This window comes from Kribbella albertanoniae, from assembly GCF_004348455.1.
GTDB classification, from domain to species: domain Bacteria; phylum Actinomycetota; class Actinomycetes; order Propionibacteriales; family Kribbellaceae; genus Kribbella; species Kribbella albertanoniae.
Genome location: NZ_SMKA01000002.1, coordinates 122465 through 143836, shown reverse-complemented (window position 1 = coordinate 143836; position 21372 = coordinate 122465). Strand labels below are relative to the sequence as shown.

General features: G+C 64.4%; 14 protein-coding genes. 2 read left to right on the top strand and 12 right to left on the bottom strand.

Annotated elements, in window-relative coordinates; all coding sequences use genetic code 11:
• From E1261_RS01445 to E1261_RS01395, 11 genes are all read right to left on the bottom strand, one after another.
• The coding region (locus tag E1261_RS01445; RefSeq protein WP_132400470.1) for a type IV secretory system conjugative DNA transfer family protein at positions 1-1580 on the bottom strand (1580 nt) is incomplete at its 3' end.
• 5 nt (positions 1581-1585) lie between these two features.
• The gene (locus tag E1261_RS01440) at positions 1586-2995 is read right to left on the bottom strand and encodes an ATP-binding protein (protein WP_165952303.1); all 1410 of its coding nucleotides are present in this window, start codon (positions 2993-2995) and stop codon (positions 1586-1588) included.
• Positions 2995-4413 carry an SCO6880 family protein gene (locus tag E1261_RS01435; RefSeq protein ID WP_132400467.1) on the bottom strand — a complete coding sequence of 473 codons (1419 nt, stop codon included), beginning with the start codon at positions 4411-4413 and terminating at the stop codon, positions 2995-2997. Before E1261_RS01435 ends, E1261_RS01440 begins: the two co-directional genes overlap by 1 nt.
• Positions 4410-5612, bottom strand: coding sequence for a TrbL/VirB6 family protein (locus E1261_RS01430; protein ID WP_132400464.1), 1203 nt, complete (start codon positions 5610-5612; stop codon positions 4410-4412). The genes E1261_RS01435 and E1261_RS01430 overlap by 4 nt, the downstream gene beginning before the upstream one ends.
• Positions 5613-5636: 24 nt before the next feature.
• Entirely contained in the window at positions 5637-5930 is a 294-nt protein-coding gene (locus E1261_RS01425; RefSeq protein WP_238175939.1) for a DUF6112 family protein, read from the bottom strand.
• Positions 5931-5944: 14 nt separating this feature from the next.
• Positions 5945-6493, bottom strand: coding sequence for a CHAP domain-containing protein (locus E1261_RS01420; protein ID WP_132400461.1), 549 nt, complete (start codon positions 6491-6493; stop codon positions 5945-5947).
• Complete coding sequence (locus tag E1261_RS01415) at positions 6490-7257, bottom strand: hypothetical protein (protein WP_132400458.1); 768 nt, start codon at positions 7255-7257, stop codon at positions 6490-6492. The genes E1261_RS01420 and E1261_RS01415 overlap by 4 nt, the downstream gene beginning before the upstream one ends.
• A gap of 38 nt (positions 7258-7295) precedes the next feature.
• Positions 7296-8018, bottom strand: coding sequence for a hypothetical protein (locus tag E1261_RS01410; protein ID WP_132400455.1), 723 nt, complete (start codon positions 8016-8018; stop codon positions 7296-7298).
• 113 nt (positions 8019-8131) lie between these two features.
• Positions 8132-9193, bottom strand: coding sequence for a toprim domain-containing protein (locus E1261_RS01405; protein ID WP_132400452.1), 1062 nt, complete (start codon positions 9191-9193; stop codon positions 8132-8134).
• Positions 9194-9196: 3 nt separating this feature from the next.
• Complete coding sequence (locus E1261_RS01400) at positions 9197-10096, bottom strand: hypothetical protein (RefSeq protein WP_165952302.1); 900 nt, start codon at positions 10094-10096, stop codon at positions 9197-9199.
• A gap of 425 nt (positions 10097-10521) precedes the next feature.
• Positions 10522-11403: a hypothetical protein gene (locus tag E1261_RS01395; protein WP_132400445.1), complete on the bottom strand. Its 882-nt coding sequence runs from the start codon at positions 11401-11403 to the stop codon at positions 10522-10524.
• 818 nt (positions 11404-12221) lie between these two features.
• Between E1261_RS01395 and E1261_RS01390 the strand changes: the two genes are divergently transcribed.
• Both E1261_RS01390 and E1261_RS01385 read left to right on the top strand, forming a co-directional pair.
• On the top strand, positions 12222-13133 hold the full coding sequence (locus E1261_RS01390) for a hypothetical protein (protein ID WP_132400442.1): 912 nt from the start codon (positions 12222-12224) through the stop codon (positions 13131-13133).
• Between the two features lie 525 nt (positions 13134-13658).
• The gene (locus E1261_RS01385) at positions 13659-17693 is read left to right on the top strand and encodes a P-loop NTPase family protein (protein WP_132400439.1); all 4035 of its coding nucleotides are present in this window, start codon (positions 13659-13661) and stop codon (positions 17691-17693) included.
• A gap of 102 nt (positions 17694-17795) precedes the next feature.
• Here the strand turns inward: E1261_RS01385 and E1261_RS01380 are convergent, their stop codons facing one another.
• The gene (locus E1261_RS01380) at positions 17796-20333 is read right to left on the bottom strand and encodes a DEAD/DEAH box helicase (RefSeq protein ID WP_238175938.1); all 2538 of its coding nucleotides are present in this window, start codon (positions 20331-20333) and stop codon (positions 17796-17798) included.
• Positions 20334-21372: the final 1039 nt, after the last annotated feature.

The window sequence follows — 21372 nt, the reverse complement described above, 5'->3', positions numbered from 1 at the left end:
GTGGTGGAGGTGGTGCGGCCTCCGTTGGGGTCGCGGCTCCAGTTGCGGATCTCTTCGTCGCGTTCGCCGCAGACGGCAGCGAGGTCTTGGAGATCGCGGGGTTGAGCGGAACCGCCGAGGATGAGGCGCAGGGTGGCGGCGTCCCACATGGCTGCAGCGGCTTGTTCGCCCCAGCGTTCGCGGGCTTGTGCCAGGGATTGGATGACGACGTGGGTGGAGATGCCGGTGCCGCCGCCGTCTGCCATGAGGGATGGCAGGGAGGGTACGGCGCAGAGGTTGGCGATCTCGTCGAGGACGAGGGCAAGTGGTGGTTCGAGGCGACCGCCGGGGTTGTGGGCGGCTAGTTGGCGGGCTGATTCGGTGATGTCTTCAAGGAGCGCGGCAATGAAGGCCGAGGTGGCCGACGCGCCTGCGCCGGTGCCGAGGAGGTAGATGGTGCCGTGCTCGCGGATGAAGCTCGCGGGGTCGAAGCCTTCGCCAGGTGGTGGGTCGAAGGATCGGCGCACGGCGGGATCTGCGAGTGCGGATAGCGCGGAGCGGACGCCGGCCCAGATGGCGTCGCGGGTGCGGCCGTCCATGCGGACGATGCCGTCGAGAGTGTCGCCCCAGCCTTCGGCGGCGTCGTTGGAACGGTTGAGGATGCCGACGGCTTCGATGGCCGAGGCAGGTTCGAGGCCCCAGCGGTAGAGCTGGCCGATGCCGCTGTCGTCGAGGGCGGCGGCGTGGAGGAGGCCACGCAGGGCCATTTCGGTTTGGCCATGCCAGAAGGCCGCGTCGCTGACGTTGCCTTTGGCGAAGCCGGCGCCGGCTGCGAGCCCGCTGGCGCGGACGATCGCGGTGGTCGGGTTCTCGCAGCCGCGGACGGGTGACCAGCGGATGCCTTCGACCCGGCCGAGGCCCTGTGGGTCGAAGACCGCGACTGGGCCGATCGCACGCCGCAGCTCCAGAGTCGCGGCCAGGTTGTCCGGCCGCGTCGACGTGGTGACTACCGCACCGGGTGCGTCGATGATCGCGCCGATGATCTGGTGGAGTCCTTTGCCGGATCGCGGTGGACCGACATCGATCCTGGAGTCTTCGACCGATGCCCAGCACTCGCGGCGGCGTGCGTGACCGAGGAGAGTTCCTACCGCGTACGGCGAAGTGGTCCGGGCCTGTGGTCTGGCGGATCGGCCGCGGCGGATGACTTGTGCCCGGCCAACGGCGGCCTCGATGTCGCTCCGGCTGGCGAGTCCAGGGCGGGCGGCCACGACGCGGGCGCGGTTGGTTGTCGTCGCCTTCCGGTTCTGCCACATCCGGGTTCCGGCGTACGCGAGGGCCAGCGGCGTAGCAAGCAGAACGGCGAAGATGCTCCAGTACGTCAAGGGGCCGAACTGTGCGGCCGACATTCCAAAGGCGGATGCGGGATCGCCCGCGTGAACAGGGACTCGCAAAGCATCGATCCACGGCGAGGAGACCCAGTGACCAGTGGTGCCGAGGCTCGCGAGCCCGCCGGCCAAGTAGAGAACGCCGGCGAAGGCGAAGGTGACTCCCCCGGCGATGAAGATGGTGTCGGTCAGGTCATGGCCGGAGCGTTGGTTCATCGGGTTCACATCCGGGCGTCGGTGTCGAACAGCTCGACCTCGCGAGCGTGGCGGATCAGCTGGACAACGAACGAGCGACTCGGCAACCGCCACAGTGCCCGGCCCTTTGGGAGCTTGGCGATCGTGGCGATCTCGACATCGGTCAGACCGAGAAGGCTAGCCGTCCGCCCCAGCTGGTCAGACTCCTGACGCAGCATGATCCGAGTGGAACAGTCGGCGAGAAGCCCTTCGGCCAGGGCGCGTGCTTCGGAACCCATGTCGCCTACAGCCGCAAGATCGGACAGGCGATGGACGATGAGGATGTTCGAGACGCCCCAGGCGCGTGAGAGCTTCCACTGCTCTTGCATCCGGCGCAGAAGTGCTTGGTCTCGCATGACGCGCCAGCCTTCGTCGTACACGATGTAGCGGTTGCCGCCTACCGGGTCGGCGACGGCTGCCTCGAGCCAGGAAGACGCGCAGGCAAGGGTCAGCCGGAGGGCCTGGTCATCACCGCCGGTGCTCAGCCACGATGAGTCCAAGGTGACCATCGGCAGGGTTGGATCGAACTCGGTGGTCGACGGCCCGTCGAACATGCCGGACAGGTCACCGTGGACCAGTCGCCGGATCGCGTGTGCGACCTCGCGGCCGTCGTTGACCAAGCTCGAGGTCCTCAGCCCGGCTCGTTCGGCATGACGCGGATCGGGTGTGAAGAGAGCAACGACGACGTCCGGGATCGTCGGACTCGGGTTCTGCGCCGAGACGACCTCGAGTGCGAGATCCAGCGCGGTGTGCTCGACTGCGACCAACGGCCGGCCCAACGTGGATTCAGCCAGGGTGCCGAGCAGCGCCCGTCGGCGCGACCAGACGATCCGGTTCCATTCGTCGGCATCGACGGTGCTTGGCCGTCGGCCTGCGTCGAGCGGGTTGAGCCTGGTCGGCAGCCCGGGACCGAGCTTGATCGTTGCCCCGCCCATCGCCTCAGCGACCGATGTCCACTCCCCCTTCGGGTCACACGGGACGTAGGCCTTGTGGCCGAGGGCAAGCGAACGAGTGATCAGCGCCTTTGCGGTCGATGACTTACCGCTGCCAATGACTCCGGCCAGCAGGACGTTGGGGTTGGTGATGAGGCGGTCCTGGTAGAGCACCCACGGGTCGTAGACGAATGACCCGCCGCTGAAGACGTCCGATCCGATATAGGTGCCTTGGGCCCCAATACCACCTTCGGCAAGGAACGGATACGCCGCCTGCAGGATCCGGGTAGTCGCCCGATGCTTGTCGACCAGGAGCCGCCGGGCGTTGCCACGGCCGGATACTGCCTCCATAGCTTCGGGTGCCGTGCGTCGCTGCGACGGGCCGTCCACGCGGGTACGGCGGTTGGCTCGCCGGGTCGCCCGGTCGGTTCCGTCTGGTTCGTAGTACGCGGATTGCTTCTTCATCAGAGTCCGATCCCGAACGGTAGGGCCGCGGCCATGAATCCATCGAGCTGCTGCCCAACCAGGCGCCGTACGTCGATGAAGGACTGCGTGGCGGCGATCTCGATCTCCATGCACGCGTCGTCGAGTGCTTCCTCGGTGTCGCCGGACACCACGACGAGACCGAGCCAGCGCACATCCCCGTGGCCGGCGGCCAGGTCCCGCTCGCGCTGGGCGACGTCGGCATCGAGCTGGCGGTCTTCCTCGGTCTCCAGCTGCCCGATCCTGGAACGCGTCATCCGATCAGTGACTCGCTCCACCTGGTGCCGGCGCGCATCGCGAAGTGCCTTCGCCATCGGAATCGGCTGCAGCACCAAGCTGAACGTCCGCCGAATGCCAGGCCGCAACAGCAGCGGCCCAAGGAACGACGGCGCCGCTCGGACCCGCGGCCACTCGGCGACGACATACACACGGTGGAGCGACGAATCCGTGCGGAGCTGGTCCCAGCTCTCGTCGACGGCCAGCGGGCCGGCGTCCGAGGCTTCTATCGCGGCCGAGGATGGGATCGTGCGAGTCGCCGCCGGATCGAACGCAACCCGCAGACTCATCGCCAACTCCTTGGCATTGAGCCAGACGCCGGCGACACCTGCGGCGGCAAGTGCGGTCTGGAAGGCTCGTGCCTCCGACTCGAGTACCGCAGTCGCTCCGAGGATCCCTCCGCCATGCTTTCGGACCTCGCGTGAGACCGCATCCAGGTTGATCGCGAAGCTGAACAGAGTCTCGTGTCGAGCCGCGGCCGGTGCAGCCTGCTGCAGAAGGTCGGTATAGATCGCTCCCGCCGGTGTTGCCGGGTCAACGTGTCTCTGGTTGGCCCAGGCTGTGAGCTCATCGCCCGGGTCCGGCAGGGTCCGCTCCAAGATCTGAGCGCGGGCAATCCGGTTGCTCTGACACAGCCCCGCGATCAACTGCCCGTACGCCGTGACCCGGCGATCCTGCTCGTCGGAATTCTGCAGCAGATGGGCGGGCCCCTCGATCTTCGCGACCGCGATCAGCCGCCGACGCCGAGGATCGTGCACCAGCCCGACGCCCGAGTTCGTCGCCAACATCCGCAGTACGCCGCTCTCACCGGGCAACTGCAGCCGACCGTGTTCGCGTGGCGCGAGCACATCGGCCCGGAAGGACTTCTTCCGCAGCAGGTGCATGAACCGGAGCGCCAGCCAGCGGTGCAGCGGAACCTCTTCCGCTCGCAGGAACGCCACCGCGATGCAGCTCGATGCCAGGGCCAAGCAGGACACCATCGCCACCGGTTCCAGCTGGTTGATCAGCGCCAAGGTGACGATGAGGACCGCGGCCAGAACAAGGATCACCTGGATCGGCCGAAGCCCCAGCAGTACAGCGCTGCGGTCTGGCCGTGGAAAGCGTGTTGCCAGTGAGGTGCTCATCGTCGGTCGCCTCCTTCGGACTCGCCTGCTGTGTCTGACACCTGTGTCGGCTCACCCGGCGCGACCGAGACCTGGCTGCTGGCGACAGCAGTCGCAGAGCTGCCGCCCTCAGAGGAGGGCGGAGCCGTCGCCGCGTTCGGGACGCTGGACGCGTTCTCCACAACGACAACGTCGGGTCCGCCAGCAGGCGTGAAGTCAGAGTGACCGTCGTCGGAGGAGGTCTTGTCCGGGTTGTCGTCATCGCGTCCGACAACCGGTGCAGGGCCTCCGTCGCTGGATCCGCCGAAGTGATGGGCTGCGAACTGCTGAGCCTGATCGGCTCGCTGCTTCAGCGCGGATGCACCAGCGGATCCGTGCTGCACCAACTGAATCGCCGTACCAGCGTGGTCACCCGCCCAGTGAACGAACGAGTACGTCGCAATGGGCGCGAAGGCCGCCATGGCGAACAGAAGGATGCCGGCGAGGAAGGTTCCGATGCTCGGGTCGCCGTCGTCGCCCACGTTGCCGATCGCCGAGAGGCCGAGCGTAAAGATCATGGCCATCGCGATCTTGGAGAACAACAGCGCCGCGACGATCTCGATCCACCGCCGCAGCCAGTGCCGGGTCGCTGACCAGGTCCAGCTGGCCATCGCGACCGGCGCGAACACCACAAAGGCGATCAGTGCAACCTCACGCAGGAGCATGACCAGATAGAGCCCGATGACGGCCAGGAGGCCGAGGACCACCGCGATGATGAGTGATCCGCCGAACGTGGGGATGGCCTGCAGAGCGGTGAGGTTGACCATCCGCTTGAGTGCCGTCATGGTCGCCGTACTGCCGCCAAGGATCCCGACCGAAAGTTGGTCGACAACACGGCCAAGCCCAGCGACAACAGCCACTGCAAACGGTACGCCGGCCGTCCCGATGACTGCTCCGATTACGGCTTGGCCCAGTCGGCCCGGTTCTCGCAGTATGGCGGCCGACAGACACTGGAAGATGAACATGCCGACCAGCAGCGGCAGCGTGATCACGACCATTAGGTCGAGGTTGCTGCGCCACCATTCCTGGTCGAACCGTGGCGACGTACTCTCGCTGAAGGACGTGAAGACATAGGCCGTCAGGTCGGTCAGCCCGCGGGCCATCCAGTCGACGAACGAGGCCCACATCGAGTCCGCCGCGCTCTGGGCGGCGCCTGAGGCTACACAGACGCTTGGATTCATGAGGCATTCGATCCAGCTCACGTGTCAGCCGATCTGGATGCCGCTGAAGAAGCGGACGAGGGCGTTGGCCGAGCTGATCAAGATCGTGGCGCCGAGGGCGACGAGGAAGCCGAACTTGCCCTTGCTGGCGTAGCCGGCGTTGCCGTTGATGCTCCCCAGCGCCCAGGCTGCAGCAGACACGATGAGAACTGCCACGCAGACCACCAGGCCGAAGGGCTGCAGCGCTCCGACCATGTGACGGAGTGCCTCCAGGCCAGGTAGGCCGTCGGTGTTGGGTGTGACGCCGGGGTCCTGCAGGAAGATGATGTGGCTGAACACGAGAGGTCCTTTGATCAGGTCGAGTAGATCGGCGGCGCCCAACCGAGGTAGGCCGCGTGCCACTTGGATTCGACGAGGCTGAAGTCCACGAGGTAGACACCGCCTTCGCCCGGGAAGTCGTCGCCGATGTCGTTCGAGACGACGCGTCCGTCGCCGACGTACACGGCGACATGGCCGAACACGCCGCCGGTGTCCCAGAACACGAGGGCACCGACCGGCGGCTTCCGATCACGATGTGCGTTGCCGGAGACAACCATCTGCCGCCATTGCTCGGCGGCCGAGTAGTAGCCCGAGTGCGGCCGACCCCAGATGTTGGCCGCCAGGCGGGCGCACAGCTGGTAGTAGCCGTGGCTACCCACCAGCCGCAATGCCCGCGCAACAGCCTCATCGGCGCCCGGTAGCGAACCGGAGTCGCTTCCGACCGGCTCCCGGCAACCAGCTGGCAGCGACGCTGTCGGCGTCGAGGCGCAGGTGTCGCTGCTGCTGGCCGCCACAGCCAGCGGCGCGACCAGTCCGATGCCGCTGGTCAACAGCGCACCGGCCAAGACGAGTTTGATGATCACGTCGTCGTCTGGGCCGAGGCGGACCAGAACTTGCAGGTGTAGACGCAGACCACGCTGACAGCCGCGATGCGCTCGACCGTCCTCGTCTCAGCGCCCAGGACCACGCTCTGCTTGCCGCGCACCACGTAGGCCTGCCAGCCTGGCGGCAGACCACGATTCTCCTTGAGCTTCGCCAGCTCCGGTGTGGTCTCCGCGGTGATGTCCGTGACAGTTGCGCGGGCCTTCCAGGCTTCGAGCTGCTGCCACTCTCCCGGCCCAGGCAGCATGCTCCGGGCCACTTCACCGCTCGTGCTTGCGGCGCCTGCGAACATGTTGATACCGCCTACCCAGTCGGAGTAGCTGTGCCTGCTTGCGTCGTAGGTCCAGATCGCCCGCGCGAACGCCATGGCATACGCATGCGAGTCGGCGGTAACGGGCACACGCCACTGCTCGAGCGGCGCCCGAGTCACCTGCACGTTGTCGCCCGGCACCGCCGGGCCGACTGGGTTCGCCGTCGACCGCTCGCCACAGCCGGCGAGGAGTAGTACCAGGACGGTGCCGAGCACGAGTGCTACAGGAATCACGATCTTGGACCGGATCGAGTGGTTCACGTTGTTTCCTCTCTTGGGGACTTCGGTACGCCGCAGCCACGCGAACCCGGCCGCGGCCAGGGACGGCGGCAGGATGCGCAGCGCGGTGAGGACATGCAGGTAGAACCTGAGCTGCGCGCGGTAGTACCGAACGAGCCAGTTGTGACGGGGTACGGCGGTGGAGTTGTGCGTCATGACGGGCATCAACGGATCAGCCCGGGAGACTTTTTTGGTCAGGCGGCTCGGAGCTGCCCCAGACCGACCTGTCGGCGGTGGCCGAGGCGCCCGCCTCGCCCGAAAAACCGCAGGTCACGGCCGGAAGCAGCCCAGATCCAGCGCCGCACAGCGGAATCTTGAAAAACTTCCGACGGAGGCTGCCCATCCGCCAGCCGAGCCAACGCCGACGGCCTGCCTGCTCCTCCGCGCAACAGCCAACTGAGCGCTTCCGCCTGCTCGCCCGTCGCACCCACTCGCCGCAGGCGCAGGACCATCGCTGCGCGGTAGTACGGCGGCCCGTCCGCCGCCGTACGGATCAGATTCCGAGCCGTCGTCGCGGGAAGGCCCTTACGCTCCAACTCGTCGACGATCTGATCCAGGTGATGCCCCAGCCAGGGCACCTCCACCTCACGCTCCGGAGGCTCAGTCCTCAGCGAGAGCCGGTGCCTCCGCACCAGTTCGGTGCGCAGAATGTCGGTCAGGCGCCACCTCACCAGCGTCCCGAGGTAGCCCCACGAGACGCCGCGCTTCGGCGGATTCACCGCCAGCTCACGACACCGCTCCCAAGCAATCACCCGAGCCAGCTGCCGAGCCTCGTCGTACCCGAGCACCTCCCGGAATCTGCCCGACAGCGGCGCCACGATCCGCTCCTCGATCCCCTCGGCAAGCCGCCTGGACGGACCTTCCGCCCAGTCAGAATCAGCCGCGTCGGCGATGAGTACCTCCAACTCCTCGTTCATCGAGTCACTCCATCCCGGGGGAAGGAGGAGCGGATCGCTCCGGCTCCTCTCGTCGTACTGCCGTGCCACCAATCTGCTGGCGGCGGCTCGAACTCAGAACCTGGATTACGAGATCAAGGAGTCCTGGAATTGCCTGGTTCCTCATCCAGGACCTCCCCGCTCCAGCCCGCCTGCTTCCGGTCCGCGGAGCGCCCTGATCTCGACCGCAAGGGGGTCAGCACCTCCCGCGACACGACGGCGACCTCGAGGTCCAGTCGCTCGGACAGCCGCGCGATCTGTTCTGCAACCAGGGCCGACGGCAACTGCCTAACGAACGGCGCCACAGCCCGCAGAGCGTTGACCTGACCGCTCAGGTGGTCCAGAACCGGCGCCCACTTCCCGAGCTCGACATCGATCGCGAACTCCGCCAACGGCACACCGGAGTCCAAGCAGCCCTGGAGCCGTGCGGGTGACCGCTGGAACAACTTCGCAACGTCATGGCCATCCGGTAGCGCAGCCGCCTGGACTGCCCCGAACACCCCATCCAGCGCCTTCAGGCTGCGTACCGCGCCCAGTCGGCCGCCCAGATCGGGATCGAAAGCAACCACGATCTTGTTGGCTGGCGACACCTGTCTGATCGCCAATGCGTGCTGGCGTGTGACCGCCGTACCGCAAACTGCGATCCCTGCCCAGCGACTGCCGAGTTGATCTACGGCGAGGGCATCCATCACACCCTCGACCAGGACAGGGGTCGCACCCCGCAGCAACTTTCCGCACCGCGCTATCAGCCCAACTGTGGCCTCGGACTTGCGGTAGACCTCCGTCATCGGACTGTTCAGGTATCGCACCAATCCGCCACGAGCACGCCCGACGAACCCCGTTACTTCCATGTCTGCGTTCTCGGCGGCGAACATGATCCGATCGCGAAAGCGGTCGACGAGGTACCCGTTCATCGTCGGTGTCGCGAGGCCAGCCGCCACGAGGCTCTCGTCGGTGAAGCCCGCCTTGCGGAGGTGATCGGTCAGGCCAGTCCAGCTCGCCGGCGCGTACCCGATTCCCCACGCCGGGTCGTCCAGGGCTGCGCCCAGACCGCGATCGCGTAGATGCGTTGAGGCCCAACCGTCCGGCATCCTGTGCAGCTGCCGCTGATAGAACTCCCAAGCCTGCCGATGCATCTCGAGCGTTATGTTCCGCATGGCTCATCCCAGCCCTGGTCCCTGCGCCGGCGGATCGAGATCCTCGGCGTGCAGAGCCTCGTGCTTGCCCTCGCTGACCTTGTACGTGATCAGTGGCCGGGGGCCTGACAGCAGGTCCTGCAGTTCCGCTATCGCCCCTCCACGGACGACCGCATCCGCTATGCCTATCGACATCTCGACGGCACGCACACGGTCGAAGAAGAGCGCGAGGTCGAACACATAGCCCGCGGCCTCGTGACGGGCGAGCTCATCTCCGCTCAAGACGACGATCACCTTGTCGGTCCGGCTGAACCGCCGTACCAGGCGCGCCTGAGCCGTCGAAAGCCCGCCTTCACAGACAGGGATTCCAGCCCATTGCCCGCCGGACTCGCGGCTCAGCGCAGTCACCGCGATCGCGTCCATAGGATCGTTCACGATGACCGGGACCGCCTCGCCCGCCAGCAGGTCCAGTTGCTCCTCGATACCCGCCAGGACGTTGGATGGCCGATGAATGGCGCTGACTGGACTGACGGATTTCGGCCGTCCATCCTGACCAATGCCGATAAATCCGACCGGCGACAACCGATGGTCACGCACCACGAGCATCAACTGATCCCGATGGCGGTCAACCGCATCGCCGCCTGCCGTCCACTCCACAAGTCCTGCCTGGACCAACGTCGAGTGACTGAATCCCTGAGCAAGCAGATGGTCGGTGAGACTCGTCCAACTGCCCGGTGCGTAGCCAACCTTCCAGTCCGTGTTGACCGTCAACACCGACTCGGCCCCACGAGCTCGCAGGTACTCCGACTGCCAACCATCCGCCGTACGCAGCAACTCACGCCGGTAGAACCGCGCCGCCGCTGCATTTGCCTCAAGCAACCGTTGCCGCTCCTCGAGCGACAACATGTACCCCGGCTCACTCACGAAACCTCCATCGTTGCTGTCGTGCATGACAGCTACGAAGGTGGTTTCGTCGTACCGACTTCAGAACCTGGATCACGAAATCCAGGACCTAAGGAGTGTCCAGCCCCCGATGCAACTCGGCGTCCTCCTCGACACGCTCAAGGGAGTCGTGCCTCGAAGCCCGTGTACGCCGGACAGGTCCTGCCGGCCTGGTTGCCGAGTCATCGTCGAGCCAGTCGAACTGCAATCCCTCAGACCGAGCCAGCTGTGCCCCAGCCGAGTCGATCGCAGCGTCCAGAAGTTCAATCAGGCGCGCAATCCGCCAGCTGGCCGGTCGATCAGACGTTGTCTCTGGCTGCACACCACCAACGAAATCCATATCTCGAACATCGCGACCGGCCGCCGCGGCCGGAACCTGGATTGCCAGTTCCAGGACCATGCCGGCATCACAGCGAGAGCCCAAGATCCTGCTCAGCGGAACGCTCCTGCACATCGGTTTCAACCCGAGTCGAACGAACCCGCATCGGTACAGCCTTCGACTCCATGTGCCGCTCGGCGGCACCCGCCAGCCGCCCGGCGGCCGTGACAACACGGCCGCCTATGGCATCGATCAGCCGAGCCGGCGGTCTGCTTCCAACAACCGACGCGACAGCAGCCAGCCGCTCGGACGTCGACCGGTCAACTACACAGCCGTACCTCGCAAGTACGGCGTACGCGACAGAATCAGCCTCCAACTCCACCAGACCGCAGCATCCCGAGCCACTCGGCAACTTGTGCATCCGCAAGTGAGCGAGCTCATGCGCAATCCGCCCAGCCGCACCACGAGGATCCAGACCGGGACTCAGCACAATCTGCCGACGCCGCCGATCCACCCGCGAAACGATCCCATCAGCCGACTCACCCCATCGAACCCCGTACCCAAGCTCACCGGCAACCTTCGCCAACGCATACATGACCTCGACCGCGCTCACGGCCGGCGGCAGAACGACATCTCGACCATCGGTCTGAGAGATATCCCAGACCGTCGCCACGTCGTGTCGCCTGCTCGCCCCACGGCCACCCGCAGCCTTCTCCATCGGAGTCAGCACCCGGATCCCCGCCTCACCGCGAGCCACCATGCGCCCCCTCTCCTGCCACGGCTCCCGGCCATCGACCCACGTTGCCTCAGGCATCTGCAGCCGGATCAGAACCACATTCCTGAACGACTGCCCCCGCAACACCGACGCCGCATCCAACCAACGAACCCACTGCCCCGCCGACAGCCGCCCACCCACCTCGGCCTCGAACACCCTCCGAAGGTCGTCACTACTCACCCGTAACCGGCTCATCACGCCTCCCGTAGTCCTCGTCGGAGGACTCAACGGATCGCAAGGCAAGGATTGGGCCGGTACACCACCCGCAACCGCTTGCCGGAGGGATGGTCGGCGAAGTAGCCCTGCCATATTCGCGTCCTCGCGAAACTCGTCGGGAAGAATCTCAGCTGGGTCTGTGTCATCACCATCCGGACTGAGCGTTCCGAGGTCGGCTCTGGGCTCGTCCCATGCCCGTGACAGCAAGGTGAAACTTCGTCAGGCCGAACGTGGATCGCGTCCGGCGAGCGCCCCCTCAAGTCCCGCTGGGCCTAGCCGACCTACAAATCTTCGCGACCGACAGCCTGGCCATATCGGCTATGGGGCAGCCGTCCGCTCGCCATAGCTCCGCAGCGCTCGAGCTGTGTTGATCGACTTCTCTCGACGGCGAATCAGCAAAAGATCGCGGGATCCGGGTCAGCCGAAACCGGCCAGCTTCAAGCACCGCCGACGGCCCGAATCCGCGGTTCGGTCGAAATAGTCAGGGCTAGTGGGTCGAAGGCACCTCCAAGGGCGGGAGGGAACGAGCCGTTCAGCATCGACCCCGACACGATCCGGGAGCGTAAGGCACACCCCGCCTCCCCAGATGGCAGACCAAGCCAAGGCCGGCGACGCCTGATCCGACTCCGGCCATGTCTTCACGACGGACCCCGGCGAGCCGATATACCCCGAGACGGGCCAGCCAGCGCCTCGAAGACGACGCCCCAGGGATCATCCTTATGAATGGAACCTCACCTAACGTGGTTACGTCAGATCTCTTCGTGACTAGTCCATCCCACTATCTGTGGAGGCTCCGCTTGGCAGAAATCTCGGTCGACAAAGTGATTGCTATCGTCCGCGCTTCGACTCGAAGCGGCCGAGTGGCAGCCGCTTATCGCCGACTTGCAGCGTGGCCGCTCGCTTTTCTTGTTGCGTGGTTCTCGACGCTGATCGTCGTAGCCATCATCGAGGCGATCGTGTCAGCCATCTCCGATCACAAGGTCGTATGGGACGAGGCGAGCGGGGTGCCGACCGGCAGACTCGCTCTTCCGGTGGCCATCGCAGCCGTGGTGTTGGGACGTCGACGTATCAGGGCTGCCGCGGATGCGTTGGCAGAACCGATCTTCCCCCGGCCGGCCCGGTCCGAGTGGCCAAGCTACGCGCGCGCATCCGGAGTCGTACATGCCATCATCGGTCTGCTCGCCTTCCCGATTACATGGACAGCCGTCTCTCTCGTTGTGTACAACACCGTGCGGCTTTGGAGCGATGGTCCCCCACTCAGCGACCTAGTCCTCACTGCTCCACTTGTCGTGCTGGGTCTGCCGTTGCTGATCTGGGCCTACTTTCTTGGCCGGAGCGACCGACTGAGCCAGCTTCAATCCGCTACACCACCAGCACTCCGGCGGGCTCACAGGCTGCGTGACCACGCCCAGGCGCTCGAGGACGCGATGCAAGAGGCAACGCTCATGGCGGATGAACTACAAGAAACCATCGACGCGGAGAAGCGCCTCATCGCCGATCTCCTGAGCGAATCGACCGAGGCTCGCCGGATCGTCGAAATCGAATCAGGTCAGCTGAATGCACTCCTCGCCCACCAAGAGCGACAACAGCGCCACTCAACCCGCCGCGAACGCTGGATCAACATCGCCGTCGCAGCAGTGAGCCTCTTCATCGGCTACCTGCTGAACCTAGCCAGCCCCGCCTTCTTCACCGGGTTGTTCCGTCACTGACGGTGTCAACCCGTACCGCAGAGACGAACGATCGCCAGCCTCTACGCGACGAGAAGGCTTAACGCAAGACACCTCAGGACCGCGCGTTCTGAACTTCGGGTACGGTCCACCCGATGCCCAAGGGGCGGAGATTCACGACGTCCGCGTGGTCGGCGGCTCAGCGCGCTCATCGCCGCCACTTCGGTGCTGGGACATCGCTTCAGATGGTTGTGCGGTTTCAGCCGGACGTGGTCCGATTCGACGTGTGACCTGACGCTGAATCGTGCGGTACTTCGTGAAGACGAGCGGAACATCAGCCGTGCTATCAACCAGAACATGCGAACTCTTCTGCCCGCAGGACGGTCCCTTTCACTGGGGGCTGCGCTTAGGACAACGAGCAGCGACAATGCTGGCATGGCCGATGGGAAGCAAGGTTCGCCGCCGTCGGCACGCCGACGTACGAAAGCGACCGGGGCCGCATCTGCATCAGGTAGCTCCAGGATGGGCGAAGCTGGCCAAAAGTCCACAGTGCAGCTACGTCGAGAGATGACGCCGGAGGATCTCTGGGCCAATCTTCGGCAAGGCGCGCGCAATGTTGCCGGTGTGACTTGGCAGATTAACGTTTGTGCATACCTGCTGGTTGCGTCGCGCAGTGAACACCTGTCATTCGTCGACCTGATCCCGGAAGGCTATGAGGACGCCGACTGCAGCACTGCCGACGGCAAGCGCGCCTTCGTCCAAATGAAGGAGCTCGACGGTGGCCGAGGCGAGATGGGTCCAGCCAGGTTGGCCGACGCCTTGGCCCATGCAGAGGCAAGCGCCAGGGGCAGCGAAATCATCGTGGTCACCGACGGCTCGCTCGGGTCCGATCTTTCTTTTACCGGCTGGGATTCTTGCCTCGGCGGCCAGTCCGGGGAGGGAATCCGCAGAGTCCTGGGTGGCCTAACGAAGAGAGGCTACGCCGCGGATGTCGCCGAGGACGTCCTCGCGCGAGCCCGCGTCATCCGACTGCCCTATCGAGTCCGCCAAGCCAGCGAGGTCATGTTGGCAGATGCACTGAGCCTCCATCCATCTGTCTCAGGCATAGTGGTCAGCAAGCTCACAGATGTGTTGGCACATGTGGCAGCCGATCAACGACGCAGTAGCAGCCAGACCGCGGCTCGGGTCCGGACCAGCGATATCGATGCGATCGTCGCCGAGGTTCACGAAACCGTCGATATCACTGCCCTAGATCAGGCCGTGGCCTCCGGGGTCTGCGCGCCGGTCAGTTTTCTCATGCCTGACGAGATTGCGGCTCAGAGCTTCTACCTAGGTGTTGACGGGCATCCCGGTCATGTAGCAGCCGACTTAGATGTCCTTCGCCCTGACGAACTGCTTGCCTGCAACGCGGGCTTCGAGGAGGAAGGAAGCGTCCTTCTGGTAGGGCCGTCAGGTGCAGGCAAGTCTGTCTTGCTCTGGCGCGCTGCTCGAGATCTCGTTCCTGCCGCTCGGGTTCTGCGAGTCAGTCGGGTCCAGGACGAGGACGACGCGCGGATACTCGCCCGATATATCCGTCTGCTGCGCCCCAGTGAGGCATCGCCAGTGATGTTGGTAGCCGATGATCTAGGCCGGCCGCGGTCCTCAGGCTGGCCTCTTGCCGCGGCTCTGCTCCGCGAGATCCCCTTTGTATTGCTACTCAGTGCCGCACGCGCCGAGGATTTCTCACCCGCGCTACTTGTCGGTGCCACCCGTGTCGTTGAACCGCGTCTCGATCTGCCGCTCGCCCGGGCGCTCAGCGCCCGGCTCCGAGGGCAAGGCATCCCGTTACGCATGAATACCGAGGAGGCATTCCAGCGATCCGACAGCCTATTGATGGAGTATCTGGCGCTACTGACTACCGGACAGCGGTTACGGCAGGTCCTTGCCGCTCAGGTCGCCGCCCTCCAGGGTCCGGGGCGAGAGATCCAGCGTGAAGCAGCGAGACTGGTGACCACTGCGCATACCCTCGGCCTAACGTTGAGCGCGGACGTCCTTGGCAGGGTGCTGGTTGGTGAGCTGGGCCCCATCTCTGCGGTCGCTCAAGTTGGGGATGCGCTCGGTGTACTTCGCGATGAGCACATCGCAGTCAGCGACGGCGCCGCCTGGCGGGGGCTCCACGAGCTCCGGTCCGCGGCGATCACCGAGTTGCTTCACGAAAACCCACCACCGCGCCTCGGCAGCACACTCGCACGCGTCGCGGCGCTGATCGAACCGGCAAATGCAGGGTGGATGCTACGTCGGGTTGCCGAGCGCCATCCCGAATGTGTCGATGAGGTCGTTTTGGCACTCAGGAATTCTTTCAGCACGAGGGGTGTCAGCCCTGCGGATCTGGCGTCGTTCCTTGAGGGTGCCGAGCGTGCAGACAATGCCCTTTACGCAAAAGCGACACTGCCAGTACTTGAGCAGGCGCGGCCCCGCGGACTTCCGTTAGAAACACTCGCAACATTTGTTTATCCGCGACTGAACCAAGGACTAGGCTTCGAAGGCACCGGCTCCGAGCTATTCGATAACATGGTTGGTCAGGTCAAGAAGATTGCCGACAATCTCCCTTTACGGTCCGACTACGAGACCACATTGCGGAGCGCGTGCTCAGGGAGCGCAACCGAGCGACCACAAAGCATCCTCGGAGAAACAGAGCCACTTGAGATTCTGCGGTTCGTCGAGGCTGGCTTGCCACATCTCAAGATGCCGATCGACTTTCTGCGTTCCCTGTTCATGCGCATCCCCACGCCGCACAACGTCTGGACTGCGACGATCTGGTCGCGACTGTGTGCAGCGTGCGAAGGCCAACTGACACCAGCCGAGCGCATCGAGATCCTAGGCTCGTTACAGGATCGGGTCGCCCTTCTTTGTACGGCGGATCCGTCTATCCTCGACGCTGTCATCGACGAGACCACTTACTCGGTAAAGCTGACACGACTGCTGCCCCTCGACGCGGGCGTACCTCCGCTGCCCCTTCTGCCGTGGGACATACCACGCGCCACCGATGTCGAGGCTCTCAACCGATCCACAGTCGCGTGCCTCGAGCGACTCAAGGACGCATGCTCCGAGCTGAATCGGTTCGAGATTGTCACTGTCACTGCATCAGGATCTCGTTATCAAATGCGGGGATTCGAACCCGGGCATAAAGATATGCTCCGCAAGACATTTCCGGGCCGCGTATCAGTGCGACAGTCTGTGGGATACCAGGCAGCTGTACGCCGCGCGATCTCTTCACAGACCTGGACTGAGGTAATTAACGTCCAGATCGCAGTGGCTGCCGACCTTGCAGCTGCGGCCAGCGACCTTCCGCTCAGGCTGAAACCACATGATAATGCCGCCCGGCGAGTTAGCTGGCGAGCCCGCATCGACGACGTCCGCTCCCGACTCGGCGCGCTGCACCCGCCGCCGATTCCCACAGGCTCCGGGCCGACCTCGGCACAGGCGCTCAGTGACAATATCGACCGAACTCAGGACGAGACGACGCGCCTGCTCCATACAGTTCTCGACGCGTTAGACCATGCTTGCCCGCAGGACCCCGCCAAAGCCACGCGTCATCTGGCCATCGCGATCACCTTGCGGGAAGCGGCGGACCAGGTTGATCGGCTCCGACGCGGTGGCCGGACGCTCGTGCAGGGCCAAGGCTCTGTTCTTCCAGATAACCTCAGCCAGGCGATGCGGAGGAGTGCCGACCTAGCGGTAGCTCTCCATCGCCGGCCTGCGTTGGCGAGCCGCATCAGCGGTGCAGATCCCCTCAAGTCCGCGATCGAGATCTGGGCGGAGGTTGTGAGCGCGGTGCGAGGCGAAACGGCATCCATGTTGCGGGACCTGCTCGCGCCCATCATTGCAGCCTCGTGCCACATCGCTGAGGATCCTGCCCCTGCACCGTGGGCGCTCAGTCCGCAAAGCTGGGTCGTCATGGTGCCGGCGAACGCTCTCGATGAGACTCTGACCGTGCTAGAGACGCTGTCTGATGCCGTGCGCGATCAAGTTGGAGCGCATCTGGTTGTCCTCTGCGTCGCCGAGAGAAGTGGCTTGGCCGCAGGAAACACCGCATCCGCACCACCATCGCATCTCGCAGAGTTGATATCCCTTGGAGTCGGTTACCAACTCAGCTCCACCGATCGACAAAGTGCGTTACCCCTGCCCCCGGAAATGGCGCGGGCTTGGTCCCATGCAGTTGGGCTGTCAGTATTGGACAACATCGCTTCTCCGCTGGCCGATGTAGAGCAGTTAGTGAGTCGATCTCATGAAGCCGCGCGCCGGAGGATGCGCAAATTCGCTGACCCTGGCAATGTCGGCGGGTCGGAGCAGACCGACACGCCGACAGTTGAGCGGCCGCCACACAGGTTGAGCGAAGTCAATGTCGCAGTCTCACTCCTCCAAGATCATGTGGCAGCCGAAGAGCATGGAACGGCGTCTGCCTACCTCTCCGAGGTGATTCTCAGTCCTGTAACTGGCGAACCACTCGCTCAAGACGCAGCGAAACTCTTGGACGCACTAACAGCGCTCCACTTGCACCGACTGCGTGACGCGGCGAGCGAGCAGGTTGAGGCTCGACAAGCAGCGGAAGGTGGCGCGTGACACCAGCCTCGTCAGTCCATCCAGCGACGGACATCGCAAACGTCTCATCGGATCAAGGTGCCGACGTTCCGGCGCGACGAGCGTCATGCACAGAGGTCTGAGCTACTTTGCGGTCTTCGCGGCCTCAACTTTGCGGCTGTGCTGTTGAATCACTTGATCTGCTGTCAGGCAGTGGCTCGCCAGGGCCGCGGATACCGCACTGGACCGCTCCCAACCTCTGTCGCAAGCGATTTCGTCGGCGAACGCCTGAACATCTGCTTTCAACGTAGCGAGGTCGTCCGGCGTGACAACTCTGCTACCTACGGGTGCGCTCGCCAGCTTATGAAGCCGTGCAGATCTTGCGAGTAGAACAGGCACGCACTCTGTTGTGTCCGGGTTGGCTGCCGAGTTCCAACTGACCGCACCGGACAGCTGATCGGTCTCGGACTTGATGATGTCGCTGTCGTCACGCGAAGTGCCAGTCTTGAGCTCGATCACCGCGGACCGATGTGGGGTGAGACCCCAGCAGCCATCTGGTCCTTTCCCCTGCTCCTTCTCCGGCCGCGTGGCGTCGAACCCGAGTAGTTGCCCAAGGCGCTTTACTGCCGCCTCCGCCGCGTCAACCCGATCGTCCTCTGGCGAGAACGCCAAATCGTCAAGCATCGACTGAACACCCAGGCGCAGCTGCGTGCCGTTGTCGAAGTGTTCGCTGAGGTAATCTACACACGCGACCGCCTGCTGCTGATGCCCCCGTACCGGCCTTGGCGCGAGAGGCAGAGCAGGCATAAGCACGCTCGTGTTCGCCTGCTTTGCCGCCTTGATTGTCTTCTGCGCGTCTTCAGGCGAAACCTCGTGCTGATAGGCGGCCACTTCCTCCAGTCGCCATCCCCGCTCCGCTGAGTCGACTTGATCAAGCGCATTGCGCAGAGTTGTTGCCGCAGCGGCGGGATCGCCCGCCGCTGCGAGGTCCCAGGCCTTTCGGCGCGCTTCAGATACCGCTGAGACATGTCCGTCCGGGTCATACTCCACTCCGGCGGTCGCCCTGCTGCTCGCGACTCTCCAGTCTTCGTCACGCCCCAGGAACAGCGATAACACCTCCCGAACCGAATCGAGGCCTTCGCCAGCGATCTGTGCGGCAACCTCTTTGCTGAGATCAATCTGTGCACGGGTCGCGGGAGAAAAGAGCCTTAGGTCCTCCCTGTCGACTAGCGACAGAGCAAGGTCGCTGCCAAGGAGCAGCACAGCGCAGTGGTCCTCTGCGTCGCGGATGCCGCGCCCCATACCTTGCTCAAGTCGTTGGACCTTGCGGATCCGATAGGTGTCACTTCCGATCAACGCTCCTGCCTCGCGCTGCTCGCCTGGATCGAGCGGTGTTGGAACACCATCGACGACCAACAGCCGGCAGGCGTCATGTGGCAGGTCGACTCCGTCATACTTGTTGACAAGGACCACGATGCCTAGGTGTTCACCGGCGGCCATTCGATCGACGACGGCCTTCATATCACCGACGTGGAGTGTCTCTGCCGCATACGGACTCCAGAGCTCTGATGCCCTGTCGCTCGGCACCAGGACCACAACGTTCACGGGCTCTGCGTCTCGCTCTCCGTCGCCAGTGCGGTCGCCCATTGCGAACTCCCAAGCCAGTCGGCGGATCCTGTCGCTCGTAAGGTTTGGGTTCAGCGCACCGGGAGCCATTATCAGTCGATCGCCTAGGTCCGTTGCGCGCTCAGGCGTGATCGGCCGGCGAACCGACTCGGGGTCAGCTGCCAGGTCGGTCACAAGGACGCCGTCGTCGGCTAGCGTTGCAGTCAAGTAGATGCGTCGTGTAGCCAGGTGGAATGCTGGTATCTCTTGGATGGGAGGGCACGGCGTACGCAACTGCAGGAGCCGATCCGAGATCGTCGCGACTGCTAGCCCCAAATAGTCCGCTAGCAGTGGCCAGGAGAAGAATATCCCCTTGAGCGCACTATTCCCGGCTGATGCCTCGATCTCAGCCGTGACTTCGGAGTGCTTCTTCGACCAAGCCCAGAAGGGGATGCGGAGTGGCGTAGCCCGGTCGCCACTCAGAATAGCTGTGCCATTCTTGTAGCTCTGCCGCATGAGCTCGTCGCCGAAGATTGACAGAGCCTTCTTATATGCCGGATGTTCTGCTGGCACATTAACGGTGAACTGTTTGCGCGCCGCCGCCAACGCCGCGTGCGCGTCGTCAACGACCACGGTTCCAATCCTTCGGGCGTTAGAGTCACCCGCGAGCCCGAAGATGCTACGGCCGTTGACGACCTTCTCGAAGGTACAGACAAGAATCGCGAGGCCCGAGATGAAGTCCGCGCCCCGAGGATCTGTCGTGACCGGGATCCCGAGCGCGTTCGCCTCGTCCACAACCTGGTCCACTAGGTAGGTATCTGGGACTACGTAGGCCGCAGGACCTACTCCCTCGCTCAGGCTGGACTGGGCCACGAGGAGGCCGACTACGGTCTTCCCTCCACCTGTGTTCTGCTTGATCACGAGATCGCGCTCGTGGCGCCGCTCGAACCAGCCCTTCAGGACCTGGTCCTGCTCGACTCGCAACCGAGGCCACGGCCTATGGCCCAGACTCGCAAATATGTCTCTTGGCTCAATCAGCGCGGACTTCGCACCAGCCTTGATCTTGCTCAGGTCCAAGGGCACGTTCCACGCTCCAGCGATGCCGGTCAATGAGTTGGGCGCCAAGTCGAGCCGAAGCAAAGGGCTCCTCCGACTTGGGCCGCTGCAGTATCAGAGCAGCGGGATGCCGACTTGATACAACGTCTTGAACTAGATGGCCGGAGTCGCTGCCGCCGCATCAGGAGAGACACCTGTCGGTCCTGTCATTCACACTGATGTGATGATCAGGGAACCGAGCCGACTCGCACGCCTACCTAGGGCCGCGGAAGTCGCGCCTGCGGACCGGCAGTTGGGCTGCAACCTAGACCGCGGTCGCCGTCGCTGCCGGACCGGCTGAGCAGCACTGCCCAATTTGTAGCTGCATCACTTCTGTCGTGGAGCCATGCCAGCGTCGGAGCAGTCGACCACAACAACCCGCACCAATATGCACGGCTGACTGCAGTACCTGGCCCGAGGGCGCTCGGTCAGAAGCGAGACAGCCGCAAGCCAAGCCATCCCAGACGGCAACAAAAAGTTTCGAGGTACGAGTCGCTGTCCCAGTGAGGCTGTTGGTCACCGCGGCCGCAACGGACGTCAGCTCGATCATTCGGTGAGTCTGGCGGCGACCACCGACAGAACGACTGATTGAACAACGCTAGCGATTGCCTCACCGAAGCCATCCGCCGAAGGATCAGGTTCAGCGGTCGCCCGAGCAGCGCCACCTGTCTGAACGGGCGCCTGGCCGCGCCAGACGCCGCCGACCGATCCCGATCTTCCAGCCGGAAGCCCATCCGCCACTCCCACAGGACTCGTTGCGTACGGGCGATTCGTCGTTTCCCATCTCTGCAGATCGAACGCCAGGTTCGGTGTCCATCAAATGCGGCGATCTGATGACACCCCGGACGCCTTACCGCGCAGGCTTTGTCTCTAGCTGAGGACCGCGACAAAACCCGTGGAAACGCCACCAGCATCGTGACCTTACCAAGGCGGTCACCGCCGATGCCCTCATTCTGGGATGTCAGAGCGGGCTCACCGGCTTGCTCTATCGACGGGACGTCGACACCGCGGAACCCGGAGC

Excerpts from the sequence above, each read along its gene's own strand:
- E1261_RS01440 (WP_165952303.1), bottom strand. The coding sequence starts at position 2,995 with ATGAAGAAGCAATCCGCGTACTACGAACCAGACGGAACCGACCGGGCG.
- E1261_RS01435 (WP_132400467.1), bottom strand. The coding sequence starts at position 4,413 with ATGAGCACCTCACTGGCAACACGCTTTCCACGGCCAGACCGCAGCGCT.
- E1261_RS01430 (WP_132400464.1), bottom strand. The coding sequence starts at position 5,612 with ATGAATCCAAGCGTCTGTGTAGCCTCAGGCGCCGCCCAGAGCGCGGCG.
- E1261_RS01415 (WP_132400458.1), bottom strand. The coding sequence starts at position 7,257 with ATGACGCACAACTCCACCGCCGTACCCCGTCACAACTGGCTCGTTCGG.
- E1261_RS01410 (WP_132400455.1), bottom strand. The coding sequence starts at position 8,018 with ATGAACGAGGAGTTGGAGGTACTCATCGCCGACGCGGCTGATTCTGAC.
- E1261_RS01405 (WP_132400452.1), bottom strand. The coding sequence starts at position 9,193 with ATGCGGAACATAACGCTCGAGATGCATCGGCAGGCTTGGGAGTTCTAT.
- E1261_RS01395 (WP_132400445.1), bottom strand. The coding sequence starts at position 11,403 with ATGAGCCGGTTACGGGTGAGTAGTGACGACCTTCGGAGGGTGTTCGAG.
- E1261_RS01385 (WP_132400439.1), top strand. The coding sequence starts at position 13,659 with ATGACGCCGGAGGATCTCTGGGCCAATCTTCGGCAAGGCGCGCGCAAT.